A 20,753-nucleotide genomic window follows, 5' to 3' on the forward strand; every position below is an offset into this window, starting at 1 on the left:
GTACCGGACACTCAATCACGGCAGCGGCCCGCGAACAGTCCGACACCCGGGCGGCATGCCTCGATTCCGACAGTTAGCCGGACGTAGCGGATTCCCCAGCCCGGCTCCCCCCGATGCCCAACTCCTCGATGCGCTGCCACAGCGGCGCCAACGCCGCGTCCGGGTCCCGGCTGAACACGCTCCCCCGGATGCGTACGAAGACGCAGTTGCCGACCCGTTCCAGCACCGCCTGCCGGCGCATGTCGCTCTCCCACTGTTCCGGCCCGTGGTAGGCGTCCCCGTCGCACTCGATGGCGAGCCGCCGCCCGTCCGGCGCGGGCAGCACGAAGTCGATCCGGTACGAGCCGACCCGGAACTGCGGCAACGGCCGCAGCCCCCGGCGCAGCATGCGTCGCAGCACCTCGCGTTCGAAGTCGCTGTCGCAGCGCTGTTCCAGGTTGTCGTACGCCTCCTCGGCGGTGGTGACGTTCTGGCAGTAGCGCAGCAGCAGACCCCGGGCGTCGTCGGGGCGCAGGTCGTCGGGTTGCACGGAGTGGAACACCCAGAGCTGGTCGCGGGCCCGGGAGGCGGCGACGTTGACCCGCCGGTGGTGGTCGCGTTTGGTGAACGCGGCGACCGGCCCGTGGTGCGGGGAGACCACCGTCGACACCAGCACCACGTCGCGTTCGTCGCCCTGGAAGGTGTACGGGTCGCCGACGCGCAGCCGGCGGCGTTCCATCTCCTCCTCGCCGATCTCCTCCCGCAGCCGGGCCAGCAGGTAGAGGGCCTGCCCGCTGGTGCTGAGCAGGCTGACCACGCCGATGCTGCGGCCCGCGTACGCCGGGTCGGCGACGATCGTGGCGACCCGAGCGACGAGGGCTTCGGCCTCGGCGACGTTGACGTTGCCGTACGTGGGCAGGTCCTGGCGGACGCCCTCGGGCACGTGCACGGTGACGACGGGGTCGCCGATGCCGGCGGGCCGGTCGGTGCGCAGCGGTTCGATCTCGCCGCCGTAGTAGGTGTCGCTGGAGAAGCCGATGATCGCCGGCACGGACCGGAAGTGTTCGGTGAGCAGGATCCGCTCGGGTGAGCGGCGGACGGCGTGGTCGTAGAGGCTGCTCTCCGGGTCGAAGTGCTCGGCCGACGGCACGTCGACCAGGTGTGAGTTGATCAGGCCGGTGACGCTGCCGACGAAGGAGAGCTGCGGCCCGATCTGCTGGTCGTCGCCGACCACGACGGCCCGTTCGGCCAGGCTGAGGATCGGCAGCGCGAACAGGTCGGCCTGGGACGCCTCGTCGACGATGACGACGTCGAAGCGCGCGCCGCCGGCGAACTGTTCGATGGCCCGGTCGACGGACATCACCCACACCGGCACGGCGTCCACGGCGGCGGTCATCGCCTTCTGGGCGTGGGCCTGCCACTGGGCGGCGTTCTTCCCGGTCCCCTTTCCGATCTTGCGCAGCGCGGTGGTCCAGTCGGCGAGGGCGGCCCGCCGCCGGTCGTCCAACGCCAACGACACCTCCAACCAGGCGGAGGCGACCACGAGTTCCCTGGTGAGCTGGCGGATGCGTTCCCGGGTGCGGTCGACGCGCCGGCCCAGGGCCACCGGGTCGACGCTGCCGACGACCTGGTCGAACCAGGTCTGCGCCCGCCGCCACCGCCACCGGTCGAGGCAGTCCGCGCCGGTGCCGTGCAGGGCGACGGCGGTGCCGTCCTCGATCTGGGCGGCCCAGTCGGGGGCCACGGGTCGCAGCCGGTCGGTGAGCTGGGCGAGGCGTTGCGCCCCGGGGCGCAGGGCGGCGAGCCGGCGCACCTCGTCGAGCAGGGCGTCCCAGCCGTCGACGTCGCCCTGGAAGCTGTGGTCGAGCAGCCGCCACAGGTCGCTGGCGTCGACGCCGGACATGCCGTGTTGCAGCAACGCGTCGAGCCGGTGTTCCTCGGCCACCAGCTCGTCGTGGGCGAACACCGCCGTGGCCCGGCCGAGCAGGGTGATCAGCGCGGTCAGCCGGCGTACGTCGATGGTGTGCTCGGTGCGCGGCAGCACCCGGCGGACGGCGCCCAGCAGGGCCGGCCAGCGCCGCCGGTCCCAGTCCAGCGCGGTAGCGGCGGCGGTGAGCAGCTGGCCGGTCCAGTATTCCGGCTCGTCGCCGACCTCGGCGGGCAGCCCGAGCGACGCCCGCCACTCCGCCCACCGGGTGGCCAGCGCCTGCCGCAGCCGACGCCGGGTGACGTACGCGACGACGATGTCGACGTCGTCGGCGCTACGCAGCATCTCGCCGTCGATCCGGCATTCGGTGGCGATCCGGGCCAGGGTGCCCTGGAAGAGCCTGCTGACGCCCTTGCCGGTGGCGAACCGCTGCCGCAGCTCGTCGAGCAGGGCCAGCAACCGGCGCGGCTCGGTCAGGTGGACCTCGGCGACGGTGACCTCGTGCCCGGCGATGACCCGGGCGGCGGTGGCCAGGTCGGCGAGCGCCTGCTGGCTGGCGGCGACGTGGTCCTCCCACCGGATGCGCCAGTTGGCGTCGGCCTGCAACAGGGTGCCGAGCCGGTCGGTCCACGCCCCCTCCCGCTCGGTGAGCAGGGTCAGCGCCTCCCGCAGTTGCCCGCCGAGCTGCTCCATGGCGGGCTGCCCGACGGCGCGCACCTCGGCGACGAACATCCCGGCGTCGGCGAGCCGGTCCAGTTCGCGTCGGGTCGCGGCCAGCTCGTGGCGGTCCGCCCGGATCGCCTCGGCGGCCGGCAGGTCGGCCGCCGTCGGCAGCTGACGCAGCGCCTGCGCCCGGTCGGGTCGCCGGGTACGCCGGGCGATGTCGAGCAGTTCACTGAACTCCTCGCCGGTCAGCGGGGCGTCCAGGTCCGGGGTGAGCGGGTCGGGGATGTCGCCGTACCGGTCGGCCCGTTCGCGCAGCCACACCCCGACGTCGCCGGGGGACAGCCGGATGCCGTCGATCTCGTAGCGGGCGGACTCGTGTTCGGCCAACGCGCGCAGGCCGGCCAGGGCGAGCCCGAGGTCCCGTTCGGCCTCCTCCAGTTGCCGGCGCAGCCGGTCGACCCGCTGCTGCTCGGCGCGACGGTCCAGGGTGGCGCCCCGGTCGGAGAGTTCCCGGGCGGCGAGTTGGAGCTGCACCAGCTGGTCGGCGGAGCGGCCGAGCACCGCCAGGCAGAGCGGTTGGATCTCGGCCGGCAGGCCGTCGCGCAGCACCCGCAGCGGGTCCTCCTTCTGCGCGACGACCAGCACCCGCTTGCCGTGTGCCATCAGGTGGCAGATCAGGTTGCGGATGGTGTGCGTCTTGCCGGTGCCGGGCGGCCCCTGCACGGCGACGTTGCGGTGCTGGGCCAGCCGGCGGGCGATGGACTCCTGCGCCTCGTTGGTGGGCAGCGGCATGAGCAGCCGCTCCCCCAGCGGCTGCCACCGTTGCGGCTGGTCCTGCGGCATCTCCAGCCGGCTCGGCTCGTGGGCGAGGATGGCGGCCAGCGCGCCGATGCCGGTGGTGTCGCCGGCCAGCAGCCGGGCCCGCAGCTCCTCCAGGAAGCGGCGCAGCATCCGCTGCCGGGGCCGGACGAACAGCACCCCGGTGTCGTGTACGTACGCGCCGGTGGGGGCGGGGGCGTCGGCGTCGCGCAGCACCGGGTCGTGGCCGAGGCGGCGCAGCGCCCGCTCGAAGAACTCCCGCCGGTCGAGGTCCGCCCAGACGTCGAGGTCGAGTTGCCCGCCGACGCCGGCCAGGGCCAGCAGCTGCCGCAGGTAACGCTCGTCGAGGCCGGTCAGCGGGTCGGTCTGCAACCGGGCCGGCCCCTGCGGTACGACCCGCACGACCGACCGGTCCGCGTCGAACTCGACGGCGACCGGGGTCACCACCAGCGGGTACCGCACCGGGTGACCGGCGACCTCGACGCGGATGACGCCGTGGCCCCAGACGAGTTCGTGACTGGCGGCGGTCATGTCGACCCGGTGCATCAGGTCGAACAGGGCGCGGTGCAGTTGGCGTACCCGGTCGGTGCGGGCGGCCTGCTCGGCCCAGGGCCGCCAGTCCTGCTCCCGCCACTGCTCGAAGCGGGGTCGCAGCCGTGCGACCGTCTCCTCGTCGCCGGTCAATCTCGGCTCGGCCGGGTAGGGCGGGGTGTCGGCGAGGTGCGCGACGAACTCGACGGGGGTCTTCAGTCGCCGGGGTGCCGCCGGCAGGCCGACCTGGAGCCAGCTCACCCCGTCGGCCGAGACGCCCACCTGGCAGTCGGGGTGCTCGGGCAGGTCGTGCTGCCAGAGCGCGTCCGCCGTGGGCACCGTCCGGACCGGTTTCTCCAGCTGGGCGCGGACCGCCATCAGGTAGTCGACCAGCGCGGTGGTGCGCTCCAGGATCAGCGCGGGCGGTTCAGTGTCGGACGTGGCGCGGGGGAGCATGCGGCACCTTTGCTGGCTGTGGCGGTCCCCGGCACCCTACCGGCGAATTCCTCCCGGACGGGACCTCCGGTCGGCATTCCTGACCGCGACCGTGTCGGTGGTCCGTTGTCGGAGGTCCGTTCTAGCCTGGGCCGGCAACCACACCCGAGGGAGACCATCGTGCTCGACCACCTGGGCATCCAGGCCCGCGACATCCCCGCCAGCCTCGCCTTCTACGACGCCGTCCTCGCCCCGCTGGGCGCCCGGCGGCTGTTGGAGTACGGCGACGTGGTCGGCTACGGCGTCGAGCGGCCCGACTTCTGGCTCAGTCCGACCACGACGTCCGGCCCGGCCCACGAGGCGCACATCGCCTTCACCGCCGCCGACCGGGCCGCCGTCCGGGCGTTCCACGACGCGGCGGTGGCGGCCGGCGCCGAGGTGCTGCACGCCCCGAAGGTCTGGCCGGAATACCACCCGACCTACTTCGGCGCGTTCGTCCGCGACCCGGACGGCAACAACGTCGAGGCGGTCTGCCACCGGCCGGAGTGACGGTCCACCCCCGACCCACGGCTACCGGGCCCGACGCGCTGCCGGTCAGCCCGGCTCGGCCGCCGCCAGCGCGAGGTTCTCCGGCACGTCCCGGTCGTGATAGATCCGCTCGCTCGGCTCGATGCCGGCGAGGAACATCGCGTACACCGCCGCCATCCGCAGCCAGGCCACCGGCCGCAGCAGCGCCACCGCCCGTTCCGGCCGGCAGCCGGGCACGTCGGCCCGCCAGCGTGCGCACCAGTCGGCCACCAGGGCGGCGGCCGGCCCGGCGGGCAGCTGCTCGGTCAGCCGCAGGATGTCGAAGGCGGGGTGACCGACGAACGCGTCGCCCCAGTCGATGATGGTGTACCGCGACCCGTCGGCGCGGACGTTGCCGGGGTGCAGGTCACCGTGCACGAGGGTGTCGGGCAGCCCGCACCGGGCCACCTCGTCGAGCCGCCCCTGCAGCCCGGCGACGAGCGGGTCGGCGGCGGGGTGCGGGGCGAGCTTCGCGCGCAGCCACCGGGCCAGGGCGGCACCACGCAGGTCCGGCACGCCGGCGGCGACGAGCCCGTCGACGGTGGGCACCGTGCGCACCTGGAGGGCGTGATGGTCGACGGCGATCGCGGCGCGTTCGGCGGGGTCGGCGCCGTAGCGGTCCTCCCCCGGCACGTGGTCGAGCAGCATCCGCCCCTCGTCGTCGGCGGCGAGCAGCGTCGGGGTGGCCGGGTCGTCGGCGAGCAGCCGCAGCACCGCCGCCTCGTGCCGGAAGAACACCGGCACCTGTTTGAGCCAGGCGGTGCCGTGCGGCCCGTCGAGTCGCCATACCGCCGACAGGTTCCAGGTGCGCTCCTGGGCCGACACGGTCGCCGGCCGACCCAGCCGGTCGAGCTGCGCGGCGGCCCAGGCCAGGCTCACCGCCGGCCCGCCCGGCTGCGCGTAGGGCGCGCGCAGCGGATGCGCCGCCGGCTGCACCGCCTCCGCCGGCAGCAGCGGTACGCGCACCGGGCCGGCCACCTCGGCCAGGTAACTGACGTGGCCCCCGGGTGGCCGCCCGCGCTGCCCGGCGAGCAGCCGCAGCACCGTCACCTCGACGCCGTACGCGGCGCGGGCCCCCGCGACGACCGCCGTCGTGTCATGCCACCAGGGCACCGGCACGTCGAAGTCGGGCAGTGCGCCGAGGAGGCGGCCGGCGGGGTCGACCAGGACGAGTCGGATGGTGCGGGACATGCCCCGGACGGTAGCGGCGGTCCACGCGACAGGCGAGCCGAATACCGCCGGTCCGTAGGCCGCCGGTGGTCCGTCCGACGGCCGGGAGGCTGCGGTCAGCTGCCCGGTCGGGTGGCGAGGATGACGTCGAGGCCCCGGCGGAAGAGGTCGTCGTCGCTCCACTGTCGATCGTCGAGGTGCCCGGAGGCGGTGAGGGTGGGGTAGCTGGCGGCGTTCGCCACGAGGTGCCGGCGGGCCTCGGCACGTACCTCCGGGTCGCCGGTCTGGTGCCAGGTGGCTTCGGTCAGCGCGGCGCCGATCACGTAGTTGGCCACCAGTCGGGTGACGACGGCCAGGTCGAGGCCGGTGAAGCCGGCGCGGACCAGCGCCGACTGGAGGAACTCCGTGCGGGCGAGGACGTGCGGGCCGAGCATCGGCCGGCCGATCAGGCCGGGCGCCCAGGGGTGGCGGAGCATGGCCGCCCGCCATCCCGAGGTCAGCAGGTGTACGTCGTCCCGCCAGTCGGAGCCGGCTGCCGGCAGCGGCACCTCGCCGAAGATATGGTCGACGGCCAGGTCGAGGACGTCCTCCTTCGTCGTGACGTGCCAGTAGAGGGCGGTCGGGGTGACCGTCAGGTGTTCCGCCAACCGGCGCATCGTCAGCCCGTCGATGCCGTGCCGGTCGAGCAGGGCGACGGCCGCCGTCACGATCCGTTCCCGGGTCAGCGGGGTGGCCCGGCGGTTGCGGGTCGGCTCCGCGCGCAGCCAGACCGCGCCGGCCCTGGCATCGGACCGGCCGCCGTGCCGCTCGGCGGAAGCCCCACCCAATTCAGTCGCGTCCACCCGCAGCAGCCTAGTACAGTGCTCAGTTGAATTAACGTCGTTAAGTTAACTGTTCAGCGTTAGAGGAACTGCCTGAGCCGGACCCGCCGGACCCCTCGGCGGGCAGTGGCGATGCCAGGAGGGACGGTGGCACCCCGTGCCGCTGATGCGGATACAGCTGGACAGCGACCGGCAGACCGCCCGCCGGGTGGTGGAGCTGCACCGGACCGGGAAGGTCCATCGCGAATCCCGGGATGCCGCCCGCGCCGAGGTGTGGCGGCGCGGGCGCACCCCTGCCGGCGAAACGGTCTTCGTGGGCACCACCAACGGCGAACCCGTCCGGCTCATCTACGACGTCGAGGTCTACCGCGACGTGACGGCGTGAGGCGGGCCGGGCTGGTCAGCAGCAGCCGGTGCCCGTCGGCGGCGGGGCCACCGGACGGTCAGCGGACCGGGTCGTGGGTGCCGCGCGGGACGCCCGGCCGGCAGCGGCGCAGCCGGTCCGCCGCCATCCGGCCACCGACGGCCAGGCCGTGCCGTTCGACGGCGGTCAGGCCGTAGGAGCTGCACGTCGGGGTGTAGCGGCACTGGCCCGGCCAGCGGTGCGACAACCACCGCCGGTAACCGAGGATCGCCGCCCGGCCCGCCCGGTCGACCACCGGTGCCCGGCTCACCCGGGCCGTGGTCGCGCCGAGGGTGAGCAGCAGGGAGAACAGGCCGAAGTCGCAGCAGGGCAGGCTGTCGCAGCCGTCGCAGTCGGCATCGCACCAGTCGCGCTTCTTCTTGCGCTGCTTACGCTTGAAATGGATCACGCCGTACATGATGCGACGGCCGCGCCAGTCCCACTGTCGGGCCGATGGGCCGGAGCAGCGGTATCGGCCCGGGCCTGACACCGCTACTTCGCCCCAACCCGCGAGGAGCTCCGGTGGATCAGTGGTGGACGGTGCGGCGTACCCCGTCGTGGCCGGCGCAGGGCTTCGGCTGGCCGCCGGTCAGGCTGACCGCGCCGTCGCGGCACGACACCAGGTAACCCCGCCCGGCCCAGAACTGCGGCACGCAGTCGAACCAGTCGCAGACCCGGTGGTCGGGCTTACGCACCCGCTCGCCGCCGCAGTAGTCGTACCCCATCGGGTTGGCCGGTGCCCCGCAGCGTCGCTCCCGCACCACCGACGGGGACGGGACCGGCGACGGGGGTCGGGTCCGCGCCGGGACGGGGCCGGGCGCGGCGGTGGCCGCCGCCGCCACCTCCGGGGAAGCCGGCGGGTCCGACTCGACCAGCACCGCTGGCACCACCAGGGTCAGCGCGGCGGCCACCGCGACGGTCCGCCGACCACCGGGGATCCGGGCGCTGATCCGGGCCTGCGCGGGAGTGGCGATCTCCGGCCGGAACGGCGTGGCCTCGGCATGGGCGGCGATCAGCTCGTCGAGCTGGGCGAGGACGGCGGGCCGCTGCTCGATGGCGTCGGCGAAGGCCAGGGTCAGCACGAACCGGAACTCGGTCGCCACACCCGCCGGCAGCAGCAGACCCGAGGTCTGCCGCCGGTCCAGGACCTGGATCAGGCTCACCGGGGCCGCCGGATCGTGCAGCAACCCGGTCATCCTGCCGTACGCCCAGTCGCGCCGGCCGCGCCCGCCGACCAGGACCAACCGACGGTTGGTGACCACCGCGATGCCGGCGTCGGTGACCCGGACCCCGTCGGGCAACCGGTGGCGCAGCCGCCCCGGATCCGCCTCGACGACCAGGTCGGGGGCGGGCAGCACGGTGGTGTGCCGCAGCTCGACCAGCTGCACGCCGGGCGTCGTCCAGAGCACCGACTCACCGGGGCTCAACGCCAGCGGCAGGCCACCCCCGGCCGCCGCGCTGCCCCGCAGGCCGACGGCGAGGGCCCGCAGCCGACGCAGCTCGTCGTCACGGCGACGCCAGGCCCGCTCGGCGGTGCGGAAGACCCGCCGCCGTCGTTCGTTCTGCTGGCGAGCCCAGGTGTAGCGCCAGGTGGAACCCGTCGAATCAGTCATCGCCACGCCGATCCCTCCGCCGTGCGAGCCACCAACCGGTGTTCACCCGGCTCAACGGCAGGGACAAGCCCGACGGACCCGGCATTGCCGATTTACCACCCGATCGGGGGATGGATTTCCCGCCGGGCGGCGCACCGCACGATGCCTCACCTTCCGGTCCGACGCCGTGCGGGGTGCTGCCGGCGTGGGTAACGTCAGCCGCAGCCGGGCCGCACCGCCCGCACCGCCGACGCCAAGGGGGACCCGTGACCGGCCCGGACCAGCGCCGCCGCGTGGTGCTCGGCGTCGACATCGGCACCACCAGCACCAAGACCGTCGGGTACGACACCGACGGCCACCAGCTCGCCAGCCACTCCGTCGGCTACCCCCTCGACGAGCCGCACCCCGGCTATGCCGAGCAGGACCCCCAGCTCATCTTCGACGCGGTGGTGGAGACCATCCGCACCGTCGTCACCGAGCTGGGCACCGGCATCGCCGGCCTGTCGTTCAGCACCGCCATGCACAGCCTGATCGGCCTCGACCCGGACGGCGTACCGCTCACCCCGTCGGTGACCTGGGCCGACTCCCGGGCCAGCGGTCAGGCCGAACGGCTGCGTGCCGCCCCCTGGGGTCTCGCCCTGCACCGGCGCACCGGCACCCCCGTGCACCCGATGGCCCCGCTGCCGAAACTCCTCTGGTACGCCGAGCAGGAGCCGACGCTGCACGCACGGGTCGCCCACTGGGTCGGCATCAAGGACTACGTGCTGCTGCGGCTGACCGACACGCTGGTCACCGACCACTCGGTCGCCTCGGCCACCGGCCTGATGGACATCCACCAACTCGCCTGGGACGCGCAGGCGCTGCGGATCGCCCAGATCACCGAGGAGCAGCTCCCCCGCCTCGTCCCCACCACCACCGTGCTGCCGGGGCTGACCGCCCGCGCCGCCATCGCCACCGGCCTGCCCGCCGACACCCCGCTCGTCGTCGGCGCGGGTGACGGCCCGCTGGCCAACCTGGGTCTCGGCGCGGTACGCCCCGGCGTCGTCGCCTGCTCCATCGGCACCTCCGGGGCGATGCGGGTGGCCGTCGAACGCCCCGCCGTCGACCCGCTCGGTGGGGTGTTCTGCTATGCGCTCACGGAGGACCGGTGGGTCGTCGGCGGGGCGATCAACAACGGCGGGATCGTGCTCCAGTGGGCCGGCGACGCGCTCGCCCCCGAGTTCGGCGAGCACGGTGAGGAGGAGCTGCTGGCGCTGGCCGCCACCGCCCCGGTCGGCTCCGGTGGGCTGATCATGCTGCCGTACCTGCTCAGCGAGCGGGCCCCGCACTGGAGCGCGCTGCCGCGCGGGGCGTACGTCGGGCTGACCCACGGGCACCGCCGCGAGCATCTCGTCCGGGCCGCGTTGGAGGGGGTGTGCCAGCAGCTCGCCCTGGTCCTGGCGTCGGTCCGGGCCGCCGGCAACGAGGTCCGCGAGGTGCGGGCCAGCGGCGGCTTCGCCCGCAGTCCACTGTGGCGGCAGATGCTCGCCGACGCGCTCGGCATGCCGGTGCGGTTCCCCGCCGGCCACGAGGGCTCCAGCTTCGGCGCGGCGCTGCTCGGCATGCAGGCGCTCGGCCTGATCGACTCCATCGACGTCGCCGCCGACCTGGTCCGCATCGACGAGACGGTACGCCCCGAGCCGGCCTCCGCCGCCACCTACGCCGCCCTGCTCCCCCTGCACTCCGAGCTGTACGACGCGCTGGTGCCCACCTTCGCGTCGCTGCGCCGGCTGGCCCCCAGCCTGCCGGCGGAGCCACCGCCCACCCCCGCACCCATGTGACCGCCCGCACCGCACCGGGTCGGACACCGTCCGAAGGTCGTGATTACCGTGCTCACTCTCCTCGCCGCACCGGCGGAACCGGCCACCAACGCCGGTGACGCCCAGCTCGTCGTGGCCGCCCTGCTGGGCATCGCCGCGGTGGTGCTGCTCATCGCCTGGGGCAAGGTGCACCCCTTCCTGGCGCTGATCCTCGGCGCCGCGGTGCTGGGCGTGGCCGCCACCATGGCCCCCGACACGATGATCGAGTCGTTCAGCGCCGGGGTCGGCTCCACCGTCGGCGGGGTGGGGCTGTTGATCGCGCTCGGCGCGATGATCGGTGGGCTGCTCGCCGAGTCCGGTGGGGCCGACGGCATCGTCAACCGGGTCGTCGGGCGGGTCTCCGGCACCGCCCTGCCCTGGGCCATGGCCGGGGTCGCCGCGCTGATCGGCCTGCCGCTGTTCTTCGAGGTCGGCGTGGTGCTGCTGGTGCCGATCGTGCTGCTGGTCTCGCTGCGGACCGACGTACCGCTGATGAAGATCGGCATTCCGGCGCTGGCCGGCCTGTCGGTGCTGCACGGCCTCGTCCCGCCGCACCCCGGCCCGCTGGTGGCGATCTCCTCCCTCAACGCCGACCTGGGGCTCACCCTCGGGCTGGGCCTGATCATCGCCATCCCCACCGTGATCGTCGCCGGCCCGGTGTTCGGCAACTTCATCGCCCGGTACGTGCCGGCCACCGCCCCGGCCGCGCTGCTGCCCACCCGGCAACCGGCCACCTCCGGCGGTGGCCGGCGCGGGCCCGGCAGCCCCGACGCCCGCCCCGACCGGAAGTCGGCCGGCCGGGACGCCGGGCGGGGACCGGCCGGCGACGACGACCTGCTCACCGACGACGACCTGGTCAACCCGGGCACCGGCCGGCCGGGCGCCCCGGTCGACGACAGCGGCACCGAGACCGCCCGGCGTGCCCCGAGGTTCTGGCCGGCGGTGCTCACCGTGCTGCTGCCGGTGGTGCTGATGCTGCTGCGCGCCGTCGGCGAGCTGGCCCTGACCGAGGGGACCTTCGCCCGACAGGCCCTCGACATCGTCGGCACCCCGATCGTGGCGCTGCTGGCCGGGGTGATCGTCGCCATGTTCACCCTCGGCTACCAGGCCGGCTTCAGCCGCAGCCAGGTCTCCTCGGTGCTCGGCGGCTCGCTGCCGCCGATCGCCGGCATCCTGCTGATCGTCGCCGCCGGTGGCGGCTTCAAGCAGGTGCTGGTGGACGCCGGGGTGGGCGACCTGGTCGCCGACGCGGCCAAGGACGCCAACCTCTCCCCGCTGCTGCTGGGCTGGCTGGTCGCCGTCGGCATCCGGGTCGCCACCGGCTCCGCGACGGTCGCCACGATCACCGCCGCCGGCATCGTCGCCCCGCTGGCGGCCACCCTGGACCGGCCGGAGGTGGCGCTGCTGGCGCTGGCCGTGGGCTGCGGGTCACTGTTCTTCTCGCACGTCAACGACGCCGGCTTCTGGCTGGTCAAGGAGTACTTCGGGCTGACCGTGGGGCAGACCATCAAGAGCTGGTCGGTGCTGGAGACGATCATCTCGGTGGTCGGCTTCGCCGGTGTGCTCCTGCTCGACCTGCTCCTGTGACACCCCGACCCGGCGACGAGACGGGTCAGACCCCGGCGACGGTGCGGGTCAGGCGCCGGGGTCGTTGCGGGGCGGGTCAGGCGCCCGGGTCGTTGCGGGGCGGGTCAGGCGCCGGGGATGTTGCTGGGCGGGTCCTCGCCGATCAGGCCCGCCGCCGGCTTCTCCGCCGACACGGGCAGGCCGAAGTCCGCGTACGTCAGGTCGAGCGCCGAGGTCTTGCCCGGCTCGCCGGCCAGCTCGATCCGGTAGCGGACCAGCCGCCCCTGCGCGTCCACCGTCGCGGTGAACGGCACCGTGGCGGCCCGCTCGCCGAGCACCCCACCCACCCCGTCGCCGAGCACCTCGGTGCTGCGCCGCAGGTCCAGCGTGCCGGCGTAGGCCCGTTCGCCGGTGGCGCGTACCCCGGTGGCCGTGCCGAGGGTGCTGGCCAGCCGGGTGTTGTCCAGCCCGGTCCGCTTCGCGGCAGCGGCCTCGGCGGTGCCCAGGTGCCACCAGGTACGCCCGTCCCAGACCGGCACCCGCCGGTCCGGGGCGGTCACCTTCACGTAGACGTCGGTGCCGGTGGCGAGCCGTTCGATGACCACCTTGCCGTTCGCCACGGCCAGCGTCGTCGTCTCCAGTCCACGCCGGCCCTTCGGGTCCCAGACCAGGGTGGTGGTGTCCCCGCCGCCCGCGCCGTCGCCCAGGGTCAGCCGGTAGGACTGCTGGTCGACCCGCTGCGCGGCGGTGGCCAGTACGGCGGCCGGCTCGGTCGGGGCCGGTCCGGTCGTGGCCGACCCGGCGGTCGGTGCCGGTCCCGTGCCGCCGTCGTCCGAGGTGCAGCCGGCCACTGTCACCAGCGCGACGAGGGCGGCCATGGCGACGGCCAACTTCGGGTGCTTCACGGCGGTCTCCCCGGGTGACGCGCCCGCCGGCCGAGCCGATCGACGCTGGTGACAGAGCGGTCGCGCCAGCCTAGCCCGGCACCCGGCCGCCGACCGGCCACCCCCGACCGCACCGGTCCGGCCCGGGCGATGACGGGTCCGACCCGCGTACACCCGGACCCTCCGACCGGTCCGGCGACTGGACGCCGCGACCACCGCCGGGGCACCGGGGGCCACCGGAACCGGGTGTGCCCCGGCAGAAACGACAGGCCGGGGTCGGTCAGGGGGCCTCGACGGCGGAGATGCGGTAGCGGTGCACCTCCGCGCCACGGATCGTCGCGACCTGCTCCTGCTCCGGGCCGGACCCCCGGAACGCCAGCAGCTCGTCGTCGGACTCCCAGCGTTCGTAGACGTTGATCCGGCCCGGCTCGACCAGGTCGGCGCCGATGGCGAAGTCGACGCAGCCGGGCGCCGAGCGGGCCTGCCGGACCACCTCCATGCAGGAGGCCAGGTAGGTGTCCCGCTCGGCGGGTTCGACGTAGAGACTTCCGGCGACGATGAACACGGACGACCTCCGGTGGGTGGGCGGGACGAACCCCCATCCTCGCCCACCGCGGGCGGCACCGTTCAGGCCCGGCTGATCGCGTTGGCGTGGATCGCCTCCGCCAGGTACTCCGTCAGCCCCGGCACGATCGCCTCGTAGTGGGCGGTGAACCGGGGATCGGCCAGGTACATGTCGGCCAGCCCGGTGTGCACCTCGTACGAGCAGTCGTAGAACCATCCGACGATGAGCTGCCGGTGTTCCTCGGCCAGCGCCATCGCCTCCGCCGAGTCGGCAGGCGTCCCGGCGGTCAGCGCCGCCACGATCCGCCCGCCCCACTCCTCCTGCGCCGCCTTGAGGCGCAGCCAGTCCTCCTTCGAGTAGTTCGCCGCCCGCTGGGTCGACACCCGGTACGCCTCGGTGTCGCCCCAGCGCTCCCGGGCCTCCTCGGCGTGCTCCTCCGGGTCGACGTCACCGAAGACCTCGAACCGTTCCTCCGGGGTCAGTTTGAGTTCCATCCGTCTCGCCTCCATCGCGATCTCGATCGCCGCGACCATCTCCTGGAGTTTCCCGATCCGCCCGGTCAGCAGGTCGTGCTGCCGGCGCAGGTGCGCCGCCGGGTCGGCGGTCGGGTCGTCGAGGATCGCCGCGATCTCCTCCAGCGGAAACCCCAGCTCCCGGTAGAAGCGGACGTGCTGCAACCGCTCCAGGTCCGCGTCGTCGTAGCGGCGGTAGCCGGCCGCCGTCCGGCCGCTCGGCGAGAGCAACCCGATCTCGTCGTAATGATGCAGCGTCCGGACCGTCACCCGGGCCGCCTTCGCCACCTGACCCACCGTGTACGCCATGGTCTCCTCCTTTCCGACACCAAGGTTCCGGCCTGCCGCGACGTGAGGGTCAAGCCCGATTCTGCGCCGCGTCCCCGACCCGTGGGCCCGCGCCACCGCACCGCACCACAAAGCGCCGGGCCGGAACGGGCAGGCCGGAAGCGCCGGGCCGGAAAGTGCAGGCGGAAAGGGCAGGCCGGCAGCATCGCGCCGCAACGGGCGGTCCGGAAGGGGCGGGCCGGGGAGGGCGGAAGGCCGGGTGGGTCAGCGTGGGGTGTGCAGGGCGGCCAACCGGCCCGGGCGGCCGTACCGGTAGCCCTGGCCGTGGACACAGCCGATCGCCGTGACCGCCGCGTGCTGCCCCTCGGTCTCCACCCCCTCGGCCACCACCTCCATGTCGAAGGCCCCGGCCAACCGGGTGACCATCTCGACCGTGGCGTACGCCCGCGCGTCGGTGTCCAGCCGGGCCACGAACGACCGGTCGATCTTGAGGTCGGTGGCCGGGATGCGGTGCAGGTAGCTCAGCGACGAGTAACCGGTGCCGAAGTCGTCGATGGCGATCCGGATGCCCAACTCCCGGAGCTGGGCGAGCCGCTCCAGCACCGCCTCGCTGCCGTCGATCAGCGCCGACTCGGTCAGCTCCAGGGTGAGCGCGCGGGGCGCCAGGCCGGCGGTGGCGGTGGCCGCGGTGACGGTGGCGATCAGGTCGGGGCGGCGCAGGTGCGCGGCGGCGATGTTGACCGCCACGGTCGCCTCGGGCACCAGGGCCCGCCAGGTCGCGGCGGCCCGGCACGCCTCGTGGATCACCCACCGGTCGATCGGCACGATCAACCCGGTCTCCTCCGCCAGCGGCAGGAACGCCGCCGGGGCGAGCAGGCCGAGCCGGGGGTGCCGCCAGCGGACCAGCGCCTCCGCGCTGCGGACCACGCCGGTGGCCAGGTCGACGATCGGCTGGTACTCCAGGTGCAGTTGCCGCTCGTCGACGGCGCGTCGCAGGTCGGCGATCAGCTCGGCCCGGCTGACCGCCGACTCCCGCAGCGCGGGCGTGCAGGTGCGGTACGCGGACTTCCCGGCGGCCTTCGCCGCGTACATGGCGATGTCGGCGTCGCGCAGCAGGTCGGTGTGGGAGGCGTGCTGCGGGCCGAACTCGGCGATGCCGATGCTGGCCGACGGGTGCACCCCGACGTCCTCCTCGCCGACGGACGGCTCCAGGGCGGCGAGGAGCCGTTCGGCGAGCCGTTCCGGGGCGACCGGGCGGTCACCGGCGACCAGCACCGCGAACTCGTCGCCACCGAGCCGGGCGATGGTTCCGTCGCCACCGACGGCCGCCCGCATCCGGACCGCGATGCTGGACAGCAGGGTGTCGCCGGTGGCGTGCCCGAACCGGTCGTTGACCTGCTTGAAGCCGTCCAGGTCGAGGAGCAGGACGGCCACCGGCGGCCCCTCGCGCAGGGCCTGGCGCAGCCGACGGTTGAACATCAGCCGGTTGGGCAGGCCGGTGAGCTGGTCGGCGTAGGCGAGCCGACGCAGCCGGGCCACCAGCCGCAGGTTCTCGTTGGCCGCCAGCCCCTGCCGCAGGGCGAGCACCCCGAGCAGCGTCATCATGCCGACGAAGACCAGGGGCGGGGTCTGCCCGGTGGGTCGGCGGGCCAGCACCACCGCGATGATCGCCCCGCCGACCGGCAGGTAGGGCAGCGCCACCCGCCACCACGACGGGAGCGGGGACTCGCCGATCTCCTCGGCGCCGTCGCAGGTCGGCGGCGGTGGTCGGGTGGTGGCGATGCCGATCAGCAGGTAGCTCAGCGGCCAGCAGACGTCGATCGGGTGCCCCGGGGCGTAGGTGCCGTGCGCGACCAGCGAGACGTAGACGGCGTCCGCGCCGGCCCGGGTGACCAGGCTCGCCCCGATCAGGGTCAACGGCGGCCACACCGGGCGGGCCGAGCCGGCGACCGCCACCAGGATGGTCAGCTGCATCAGGTCGATCATCGGGTAGAGCAGGCCGAGGGTCCGCAGGGGATCGTCGAGGTCGGCGGCGGCGATGTCGCGGAACACCACCACCCAGCCGATCGGGATCAGGGCCAGTCCGACGATCACCCCGTCCAGCACCGTGCGGGCCCGGCCGACCACGCTGCGTGGTGCGGTCAGCGCGGCCAGCAATGCGGCCGTGCCGGTGACGATGCCGGCGGTGAAGACCGCCCCGATCAGCGGGGTGTGCGGCAACTCGTCGGCACGCAACCGGTCCACCGTCCACAGCAGCCGACCGGCGGCCGCCAGGCCCATGGTGAGGGCGAGCAGCGCCCAGAACCGGCGCAGCGGGGCGGGGTGCCGACGAATCGTCCGGGTGCAGGCGTAACTTGCCCAGCTCGCCAGTGCCGTGGCGGTCACGTCGCTGGCCAGGGCCGCCCCGGGCAGCGCGGCGAGCAGCCAGCCCAGCTCCAGCACGACGACCACCGCGGCGACGATCGCACCCACCCGGGGAAGGGCCAGCGGTCGGGTCGGGGCGCCGGAGACGGCGTCCTGGGGTAGCACGGTGATCGCTCCGGCTCTCTCTCCAACGCGCACCTCGACCGTGCGGACGGGCCACGGACGGCGAACCATCGAAGCCTAGCCAGCCGGGCGGGTAGCCGCCACACTCACCGGGTCGGTTATCCGACCACTGAGGACAGCCCGGACGAGGGGTCGGTGAGCGGTGGCCCGCCGTGCGTCCACGGTGTCTCGTCCGCCGTCGGAAACGCGCCGGCCGGCAGGAACGCCTCCGACAGGGTGGTCAGGCAGAGCCGCTCCCCCACCTGCGGCACGGTGCCCGGCGGCGCGGTCAGCCCCCGGCCCATCCCGCCCGACAACTCCAGCACCACCTCGGTCCGGCCGTCCGCCGCCGGGGTCACGAAGACCACCTTCGCCTTCTGCCCCGGCCGCGCCGTCGACCACAGGGTCGCCCCGACCGGCACCCGGACCGCTTCGGTGGTCACCACCTGGATCCTCGGCCGCAGCACCGGTCGTTTGCCGCTGTCGTCCACCCGCGCCGGGTCGGCCAGCGTCACGTCACCGACGAACGCCTCCCCGGTCAGCCGGTGCTCGGCCATCACCAACGGGTCGTCGTAGGCGCGCTGCACGGCGTAGCTGGTCGCGGCGCGTTCCAGCCGGTGCAGCCGGACCGCCGCCGCGACCGCGCCGTCGTGTCGGGGCTGCGGCCCGCCGTCGGCGTCGAGATGCTCGGCATACGATGTGAAGGCGTCCCGGTCACCGGCCCACCGCCCGGCCACCCGGGCCCCCGGTGGCAGCGCGCCGAGCAACCCCAGGCCACGCCACATCAGCTCCCAGGTGGGCGCGAGCTGCCCGCGCAGCAACCCCACCAGCTCCGCGTACGCCTCGTCGCGCGCGGCCGGGTCGTCGTCGGCCGCCGCCCACGAAGCCATCGCCGGGGCGAGCGCCGCGTTGTCGAACTCCGGGTCGGTGGCCGGCCCGGCCGGCGGGCACACCGCCGGGTCCTCGGCCCGGGCGGCGACCTCGACCCCGGTCGAGCCGGCCGGCGGGTCGATCCAGCCGAGCAGCGCCGGCAGGTGCAGGTCCTCCACCGCGCTCTGCCCGGTCGCCCAGTGCAGGGTGAGCGCGTCGGTCATCGCCAGCAGCGCCGACGAGCCGGGCTGCTCGGCCCGTTCGGCGAAGAAGGTCAGCCAGCGGCCGAGCAGCGGCACCGCCGGGTGCACCGGATAGTCGCCGTCCGGCCGGCGGAACCGGGTGGACCGGCCGAGCAGCCGCAGGAAGGTGATCCCGGCCGGGTTCGGCACCCACAGCTGCGGGGCGTCGGAGTAGCGGTAGCGGACGTCACGTCCCCGGTCCACGGCCACCGCCTCCGCCACGCCCCGGAAGTCGTCCAGCCAGGGCAGCACGATCCCGGCCAGCTCGGTGACGAAACGGAACCGCTGGTCCCGGTTGCGGGGCTGCGGCACGATCAGCAACCGGGCGTCGTCGGGGGCGGTGCCGACCAACGCGGCGAGCGGGGCATGCGCCTCACCGGCCATCGCCAGCGGCACCAGCACCAGTGGGCGCTGCGCCACGTGCAGGTGCCGGACCGTGGCGACCGGCTGGGCCACCCCGGCGGCGACGGCCTGCGCCCGGGCCAGCGCGCGCAGCGTACTCATGCGTGGTGGCCGGCGAGGGCGTCGGCGCGCAACCGGGCGGCGGCCCGCAGCAGCGCGGCGGCCTCCTCCCGCTCCGGGTCGGCGGCCCGCTCGCCGGTCGCCAGGGCCAGTACCTCGGTCACCTCGGCGATCCCGCCGAGCGCCTCCCGCACCGGCCGACCCAGCGCGCCGGTCTGCCCGCGCGCCTCGTCCCGGCAGAAGTACGCCAGCTCGCAGCCGGCCAGGCAGTCCGGCGCGTAACGGGCCGGCACGGTACGCAGCGCGGCGGTCAGCGTCGCCGGCTCGGCGGCCGGATCGGCGGTGAAGCCGGCCGGTACGGCGGTGAGCAGGTCGTCCAGCCGGGCCATCCGGTCCAGCTGGCGACGCAGCACCAGCAGTTGCTTACGCACGTCGATCAGGCTGGCCACCGGTTGGTTGGCGAAGTCACGTGGGCAGACCAGCACCACCTCGTGCGACACCGACTCCGGGTCCCGCCCCTCGGCGGCGAGCAGCTCCCGCAGCGCCAGCACGTAGACGGCCGACTGGACGGCGGCGGCGGACACCTTCGCCGGGTCGGCCTGGCCGTCGATCACCGGGAACGACTTGATCTCCACGACGTGGAACCGGCCACCGAGCCGGGCGGCGACCAGGTCCGGCTCCAGGTGCACCCGCTGACCCGCGACGTCCAGGCCGAGCAGCGGATGGTCGAACAGCGCCGCGTCCGGCCCGGTGGCGGTCAACGCGGCCCGGGACCGTTCCCGCCGGTCCGGCAGGTCGTCCGCGCCACCCAGGTCCGTCCAGCTCGCCCGCTGCGGCACCGGTACGCCCAACCGCGTCGCGACCAGCCGCAGCAGCTCCGCCCCGCCGTCCGCCTTGACCTGCGCCTCGAACGCGTTGCCGCGGGTGATGGCGAACCGGGACTGGCCGAACCGGGCGGGGAAGCCGACCCGCTGCGCGAGCGCCGACTTGTCCACCCCGGCCCCGTCCAGCACGGCCCGCCGGGCGCAGCCGGGGTTGCCGGTGAGCGCGGCGATCGTCCGGGCGTTGTGGCGTTTCGGGGGCGCGTCGCCCCGGATCGCGGCCAGGCGTCGTGCGGTGCTCGTCACGACAGGCCACGATAGCGGCCCCGACCGACCCCGGCCGACAGCCGACGGTGCGGGGTGGCGCGGGCGGGTCAGCGGCCGGCGGACCGGTTCCAGGGCGAACGGGGCGAACGGGCACCGGCAGCCGGCCGGTGGCGGCGGCGCGACGGGCGACGACCGGGGGTGCAGGGTGGGCGGGAGGCGGCGGGCACCGGCGCGGTCGGCGGGCCCGGTGGGCGGCCGACCAGCCAGCAGAGGAAACGGGCCACGGTCAGCCGACCGGGAGGCGGCGGGCCTCGTCGGCGTCGACGGCGTACTCGACGCCACAGAACGAGCACTGCTGCACGTATTTCGTCCGGATCGGGATCAGCGGGACGAAGAACAGGGTGAACTTCGTCGACCGACGGCTGATCACCTGCGCGGCCTGGTTGCCGCAGTGCCGGCAGACGGCGGTCATCACCCCCGACCGGGTGACCTTGGTACGGAGTCCGAAGATGAAGAACATCGCCCGGCATTACCCCGCCCGACACCCCGGGAACCACCGGCGGAAAAATCCTGCCCACCGCTGTCCGGAACCGTGCCTCCCGAACGTCACGCCGGTGACGACAACGACACCGAGGAGCGTCCCGATGAAGTACCTGATGCTGGTCTGCACCGACACCGCACCGGACACCGACCCGGAGGCCGCCCCCGACATCGAGGCATGGGTCGCCGAGCGAGACGGCAGCGGGCAGCGCGTGCTGGGTAGCCGGCTGGCGGACGTGTCGGCGGCCACCACCGTCCGGGTACGCAACGGTGAGCTGCTGCTCACCGACGGGCCGTTCGCCGAGACCAGGGAGGTGATCGTGGGCTTCGACCTGCTGGAGTGCACCGATCTCGACGAGGCGGTGGAGGTGGCCCGTCGCCACCCGATGGCCTACGAGGGGCGGCTCGAACTGCGTCCCCTGGTCGACCTCTGAGGGCCACGGCCGTCGACCCGTGCGGACC

At 74.4% G+C, this 20,753-nt stretch carries 17 protein-coding genes; 5 read left to right on the forward strand and 12 right to left on the reverse strand.

Features of this window, described 5'->3' with window-relative positions; genetic code table 11:
- Nucleotides 1-73: 73 nt before the first annotated feature.
- On the reverse strand, nucleotides 74-4,378 hold the full coding sequence (locus JQN83_RS25180) for a PDDEXK-like endonuclease domain-containing protein (RefSeq protein ID WP_208569634.1): 4,305 nt from the start codon (nucleotides 4,376-4,378) through the stop codon (nucleotides 74-76).
- A 159-nt stretch (nucleotides 4,379-4,537) separates the two neighbouring features.
- Between JQN83_RS25180 and JQN83_RS25185 the strand changes: the two genes are divergently transcribed.
- Nucleotides 4,538-4,906: a VOC family protein gene (locus JQN83_RS25185; RefSeq protein ID WP_208569635.1), complete on the forward strand. Its 369-nt coding sequence runs from the start codon at nucleotides 4,538-4,540 to the stop codon at nucleotides 4,904-4,906.
- Between the two features lie 45 nt (nucleotides 4,907-4,951).
- Here the strand turns inward: JQN83_RS25185 and JQN83_RS25190 are convergent, their stop codons facing one another.
- Nucleotides 4,952-6,115 carry a phosphotransferase family protein gene (locus tag JQN83_RS25190; RefSeq protein ID WP_208569636.1) on the reverse strand — a complete coding sequence of 388 codons (1,164 nt, stop codon included), beginning with the start codon at nucleotides 6,113-6,115 and terminating at the stop codon, nucleotides 4,952-4,954.
- A 95-nt stretch (nucleotides 6,116-6,210) separates the two neighbouring features.
- Entirely contained in the window at nucleotides 6,211-6,936 is a 726-nt protein-coding gene (locus JQN83_RS25195) for a TetR/AcrR family transcriptional regulator (RefSeq protein WP_307799690.1), read from the reverse strand.
- A 145-nt stretch (nucleotides 6,937-7,081) separates the two neighbouring features.
- On the opposite strand from JQN83_RS25195, the gene JQN83_RS25200 reads away from it, so the two are divergent.
- Nucleotides 7,082-7,300: a hypothetical protein gene (locus JQN83_RS25200; protein WP_244253162.1), complete on the forward strand. Its 219-nt coding sequence runs from the start codon at nucleotides 7,082-7,084 to the stop codon at nucleotides 7,298-7,300.
- A gap of 58 nt (nucleotides 7,301-7,358) precedes the next feature.
- On the opposite strand, the gene yidD is transcribed toward JQN83_RS25200, so the two are convergent.
- Both yidD and JQN83_RS25210 read right to left on the reverse strand, forming a co-directional pair.
- Nucleotides 7,359-7,736: a membrane protein insertion efficiency factor YidD gene (gene yidD, locus JQN83_RS25205; RefSeq protein ID WP_208569638.1), complete on the reverse strand. Its 378-nt coding sequence runs from the start codon at nucleotides 7,734-7,736 to the stop codon at nucleotides 7,359-7,361.
- Nucleotides 7,737-7,845: 109 nt separating this feature from the next.
- Nucleotides 7,846-8,937 (reverse strand): hypothetical protein, encoded by a 1,092-nt coding sequence (locus JQN83_RS25210; RefSeq protein WP_208569639.1) that lies wholly within the window; start codon nucleotides 8,935-8,937, stop codon nucleotides 7,846-7,848.
- A gap of 239 nt (nucleotides 8,938-9,176) precedes the next feature.
- Here JQN83_RS25210 and JQN83_RS25215 point away from each other — a divergent pair, with 239 nt between their 5' ends.
- The gene (locus JQN83_RS25215) at nucleotides 9,177-10,730 is read left to right on the forward strand and encodes a gluconokinase (RefSeq protein WP_307799694.1); all 1,554 of its coding nucleotides are present in this window, start codon (nucleotides 9,177-9,179) and stop codon (nucleotides 10,728-10,730) included.
- Between the two features lie 48 nt (nucleotides 10,731-10,778).
- Nucleotides 10,779-12,335 carry a GntT/GntP/DsdX family permease gene (locus JQN83_RS25220; RefSeq protein WP_208569640.1) on the forward strand — a complete coding sequence of 519 codons (1,557 nt, stop codon included), beginning with the start codon at nucleotides 10,779-10,781 and terminating at the stop codon, nucleotides 12,333-12,335.
- 104 nt (nucleotides 12,336-12,439) lie between these two features.
- Here the strand turns inward: JQN83_RS25220 and JQN83_RS25225 are convergent, their stop codons facing one another.
- From JQN83_RS25225 to JQN83_RS25255, 7 genes are all read right to left on the reverse strand, one after another.
- Entirely contained in the window at nucleotides 12,440-13,219 is a 780-nt protein-coding gene (locus JQN83_RS25225) for a hypothetical protein (RefSeq protein ID WP_208569641.1), read from the reverse strand.
- A gap of 259 nt (nucleotides 13,220-13,478) precedes the next feature.
- On the reverse strand, nucleotides 13,479-13,763 hold the full coding sequence (locus JQN83_RS25230; protein ID WP_208569642.1) for a putative quinol monooxygenase: 285 nt from the start codon (nucleotides 13,761-13,763) through the stop codon (nucleotides 13,479-13,481).
- Nucleotides 13,764-13,825: 62 nt separating this feature from the next.
- Nucleotides 13,826-14,584, reverse strand: coding sequence for a MerR family transcriptional regulator (locus JQN83_RS25235; RefSeq protein ID WP_208569643.1), 759 nt, complete (start codon nucleotides 14,582-14,584; stop codon nucleotides 13,826-13,828).
- Between the two features lie 243 nt (nucleotides 14,585-14,827).
- Complete coding sequence (locus JQN83_RS25240; protein WP_307799696.1) at nucleotides 14,828-17,092, reverse strand: putative bifunctional diguanylate cyclase/phosphodiesterase; 2,265 nt, start codon at nucleotides 17,090-17,092, stop codon at nucleotides 14,828-14,830.
- Between the two features lie 116 nt (nucleotides 17,093-17,208).
- Nucleotides 17,209-18,705 carry a hypothetical protein gene (locus JQN83_RS25245; RefSeq protein ID WP_208569645.1) on the reverse strand — a complete coding sequence of 499 codons (1,497 nt, stop codon included), beginning with the start codon at nucleotides 18,703-18,705 and terminating at the stop codon, nucleotides 17,209-17,211.
- Nucleotides 18,702-19,790 (reverse strand): hypothetical protein, encoded by a 1,089-nt coding sequence (locus tag JQN83_RS25250; RefSeq protein ID WP_208569646.1) that lies wholly within the window; start codon nucleotides 19,788-19,790, stop codon nucleotides 18,702-18,704. Before JQN83_RS25250 ends, JQN83_RS25245 begins: the two co-directional genes overlap by 4 nt.
- Nucleotides 19,791-20,037: 247 nt before the next feature.
- Entirely contained in the window at nucleotides 20,038-20,271 is a 234-nt protein-coding gene (locus JQN83_RS25255; RefSeq protein ID WP_091251437.1) for a zinc-ribbon domain-containing protein, read from the reverse strand.
- Between the two features lie 124 nt (nucleotides 20,272-20,395).
- Between JQN83_RS25255 and JQN83_RS25260 the strand changes: the two genes are divergently transcribed.
- Entirely contained in the window at nucleotides 20,396-20,725 is a 330-nt protein-coding gene (locus JQN83_RS25260; protein ID WP_208569647.1) for a YciI family protein, read from the forward strand.
- Nucleotides 20,726-20,753 lie beyond the last annotated feature (28 nt).

The organism is Micromonospora antibiotica (assembly GCF_017599305.1).
GTDB lineage: Bacteria > Actinomycetota > Actinomycetes > Mycobacteriales > Micromonosporaceae > Micromonospora > Micromonospora antibiotica.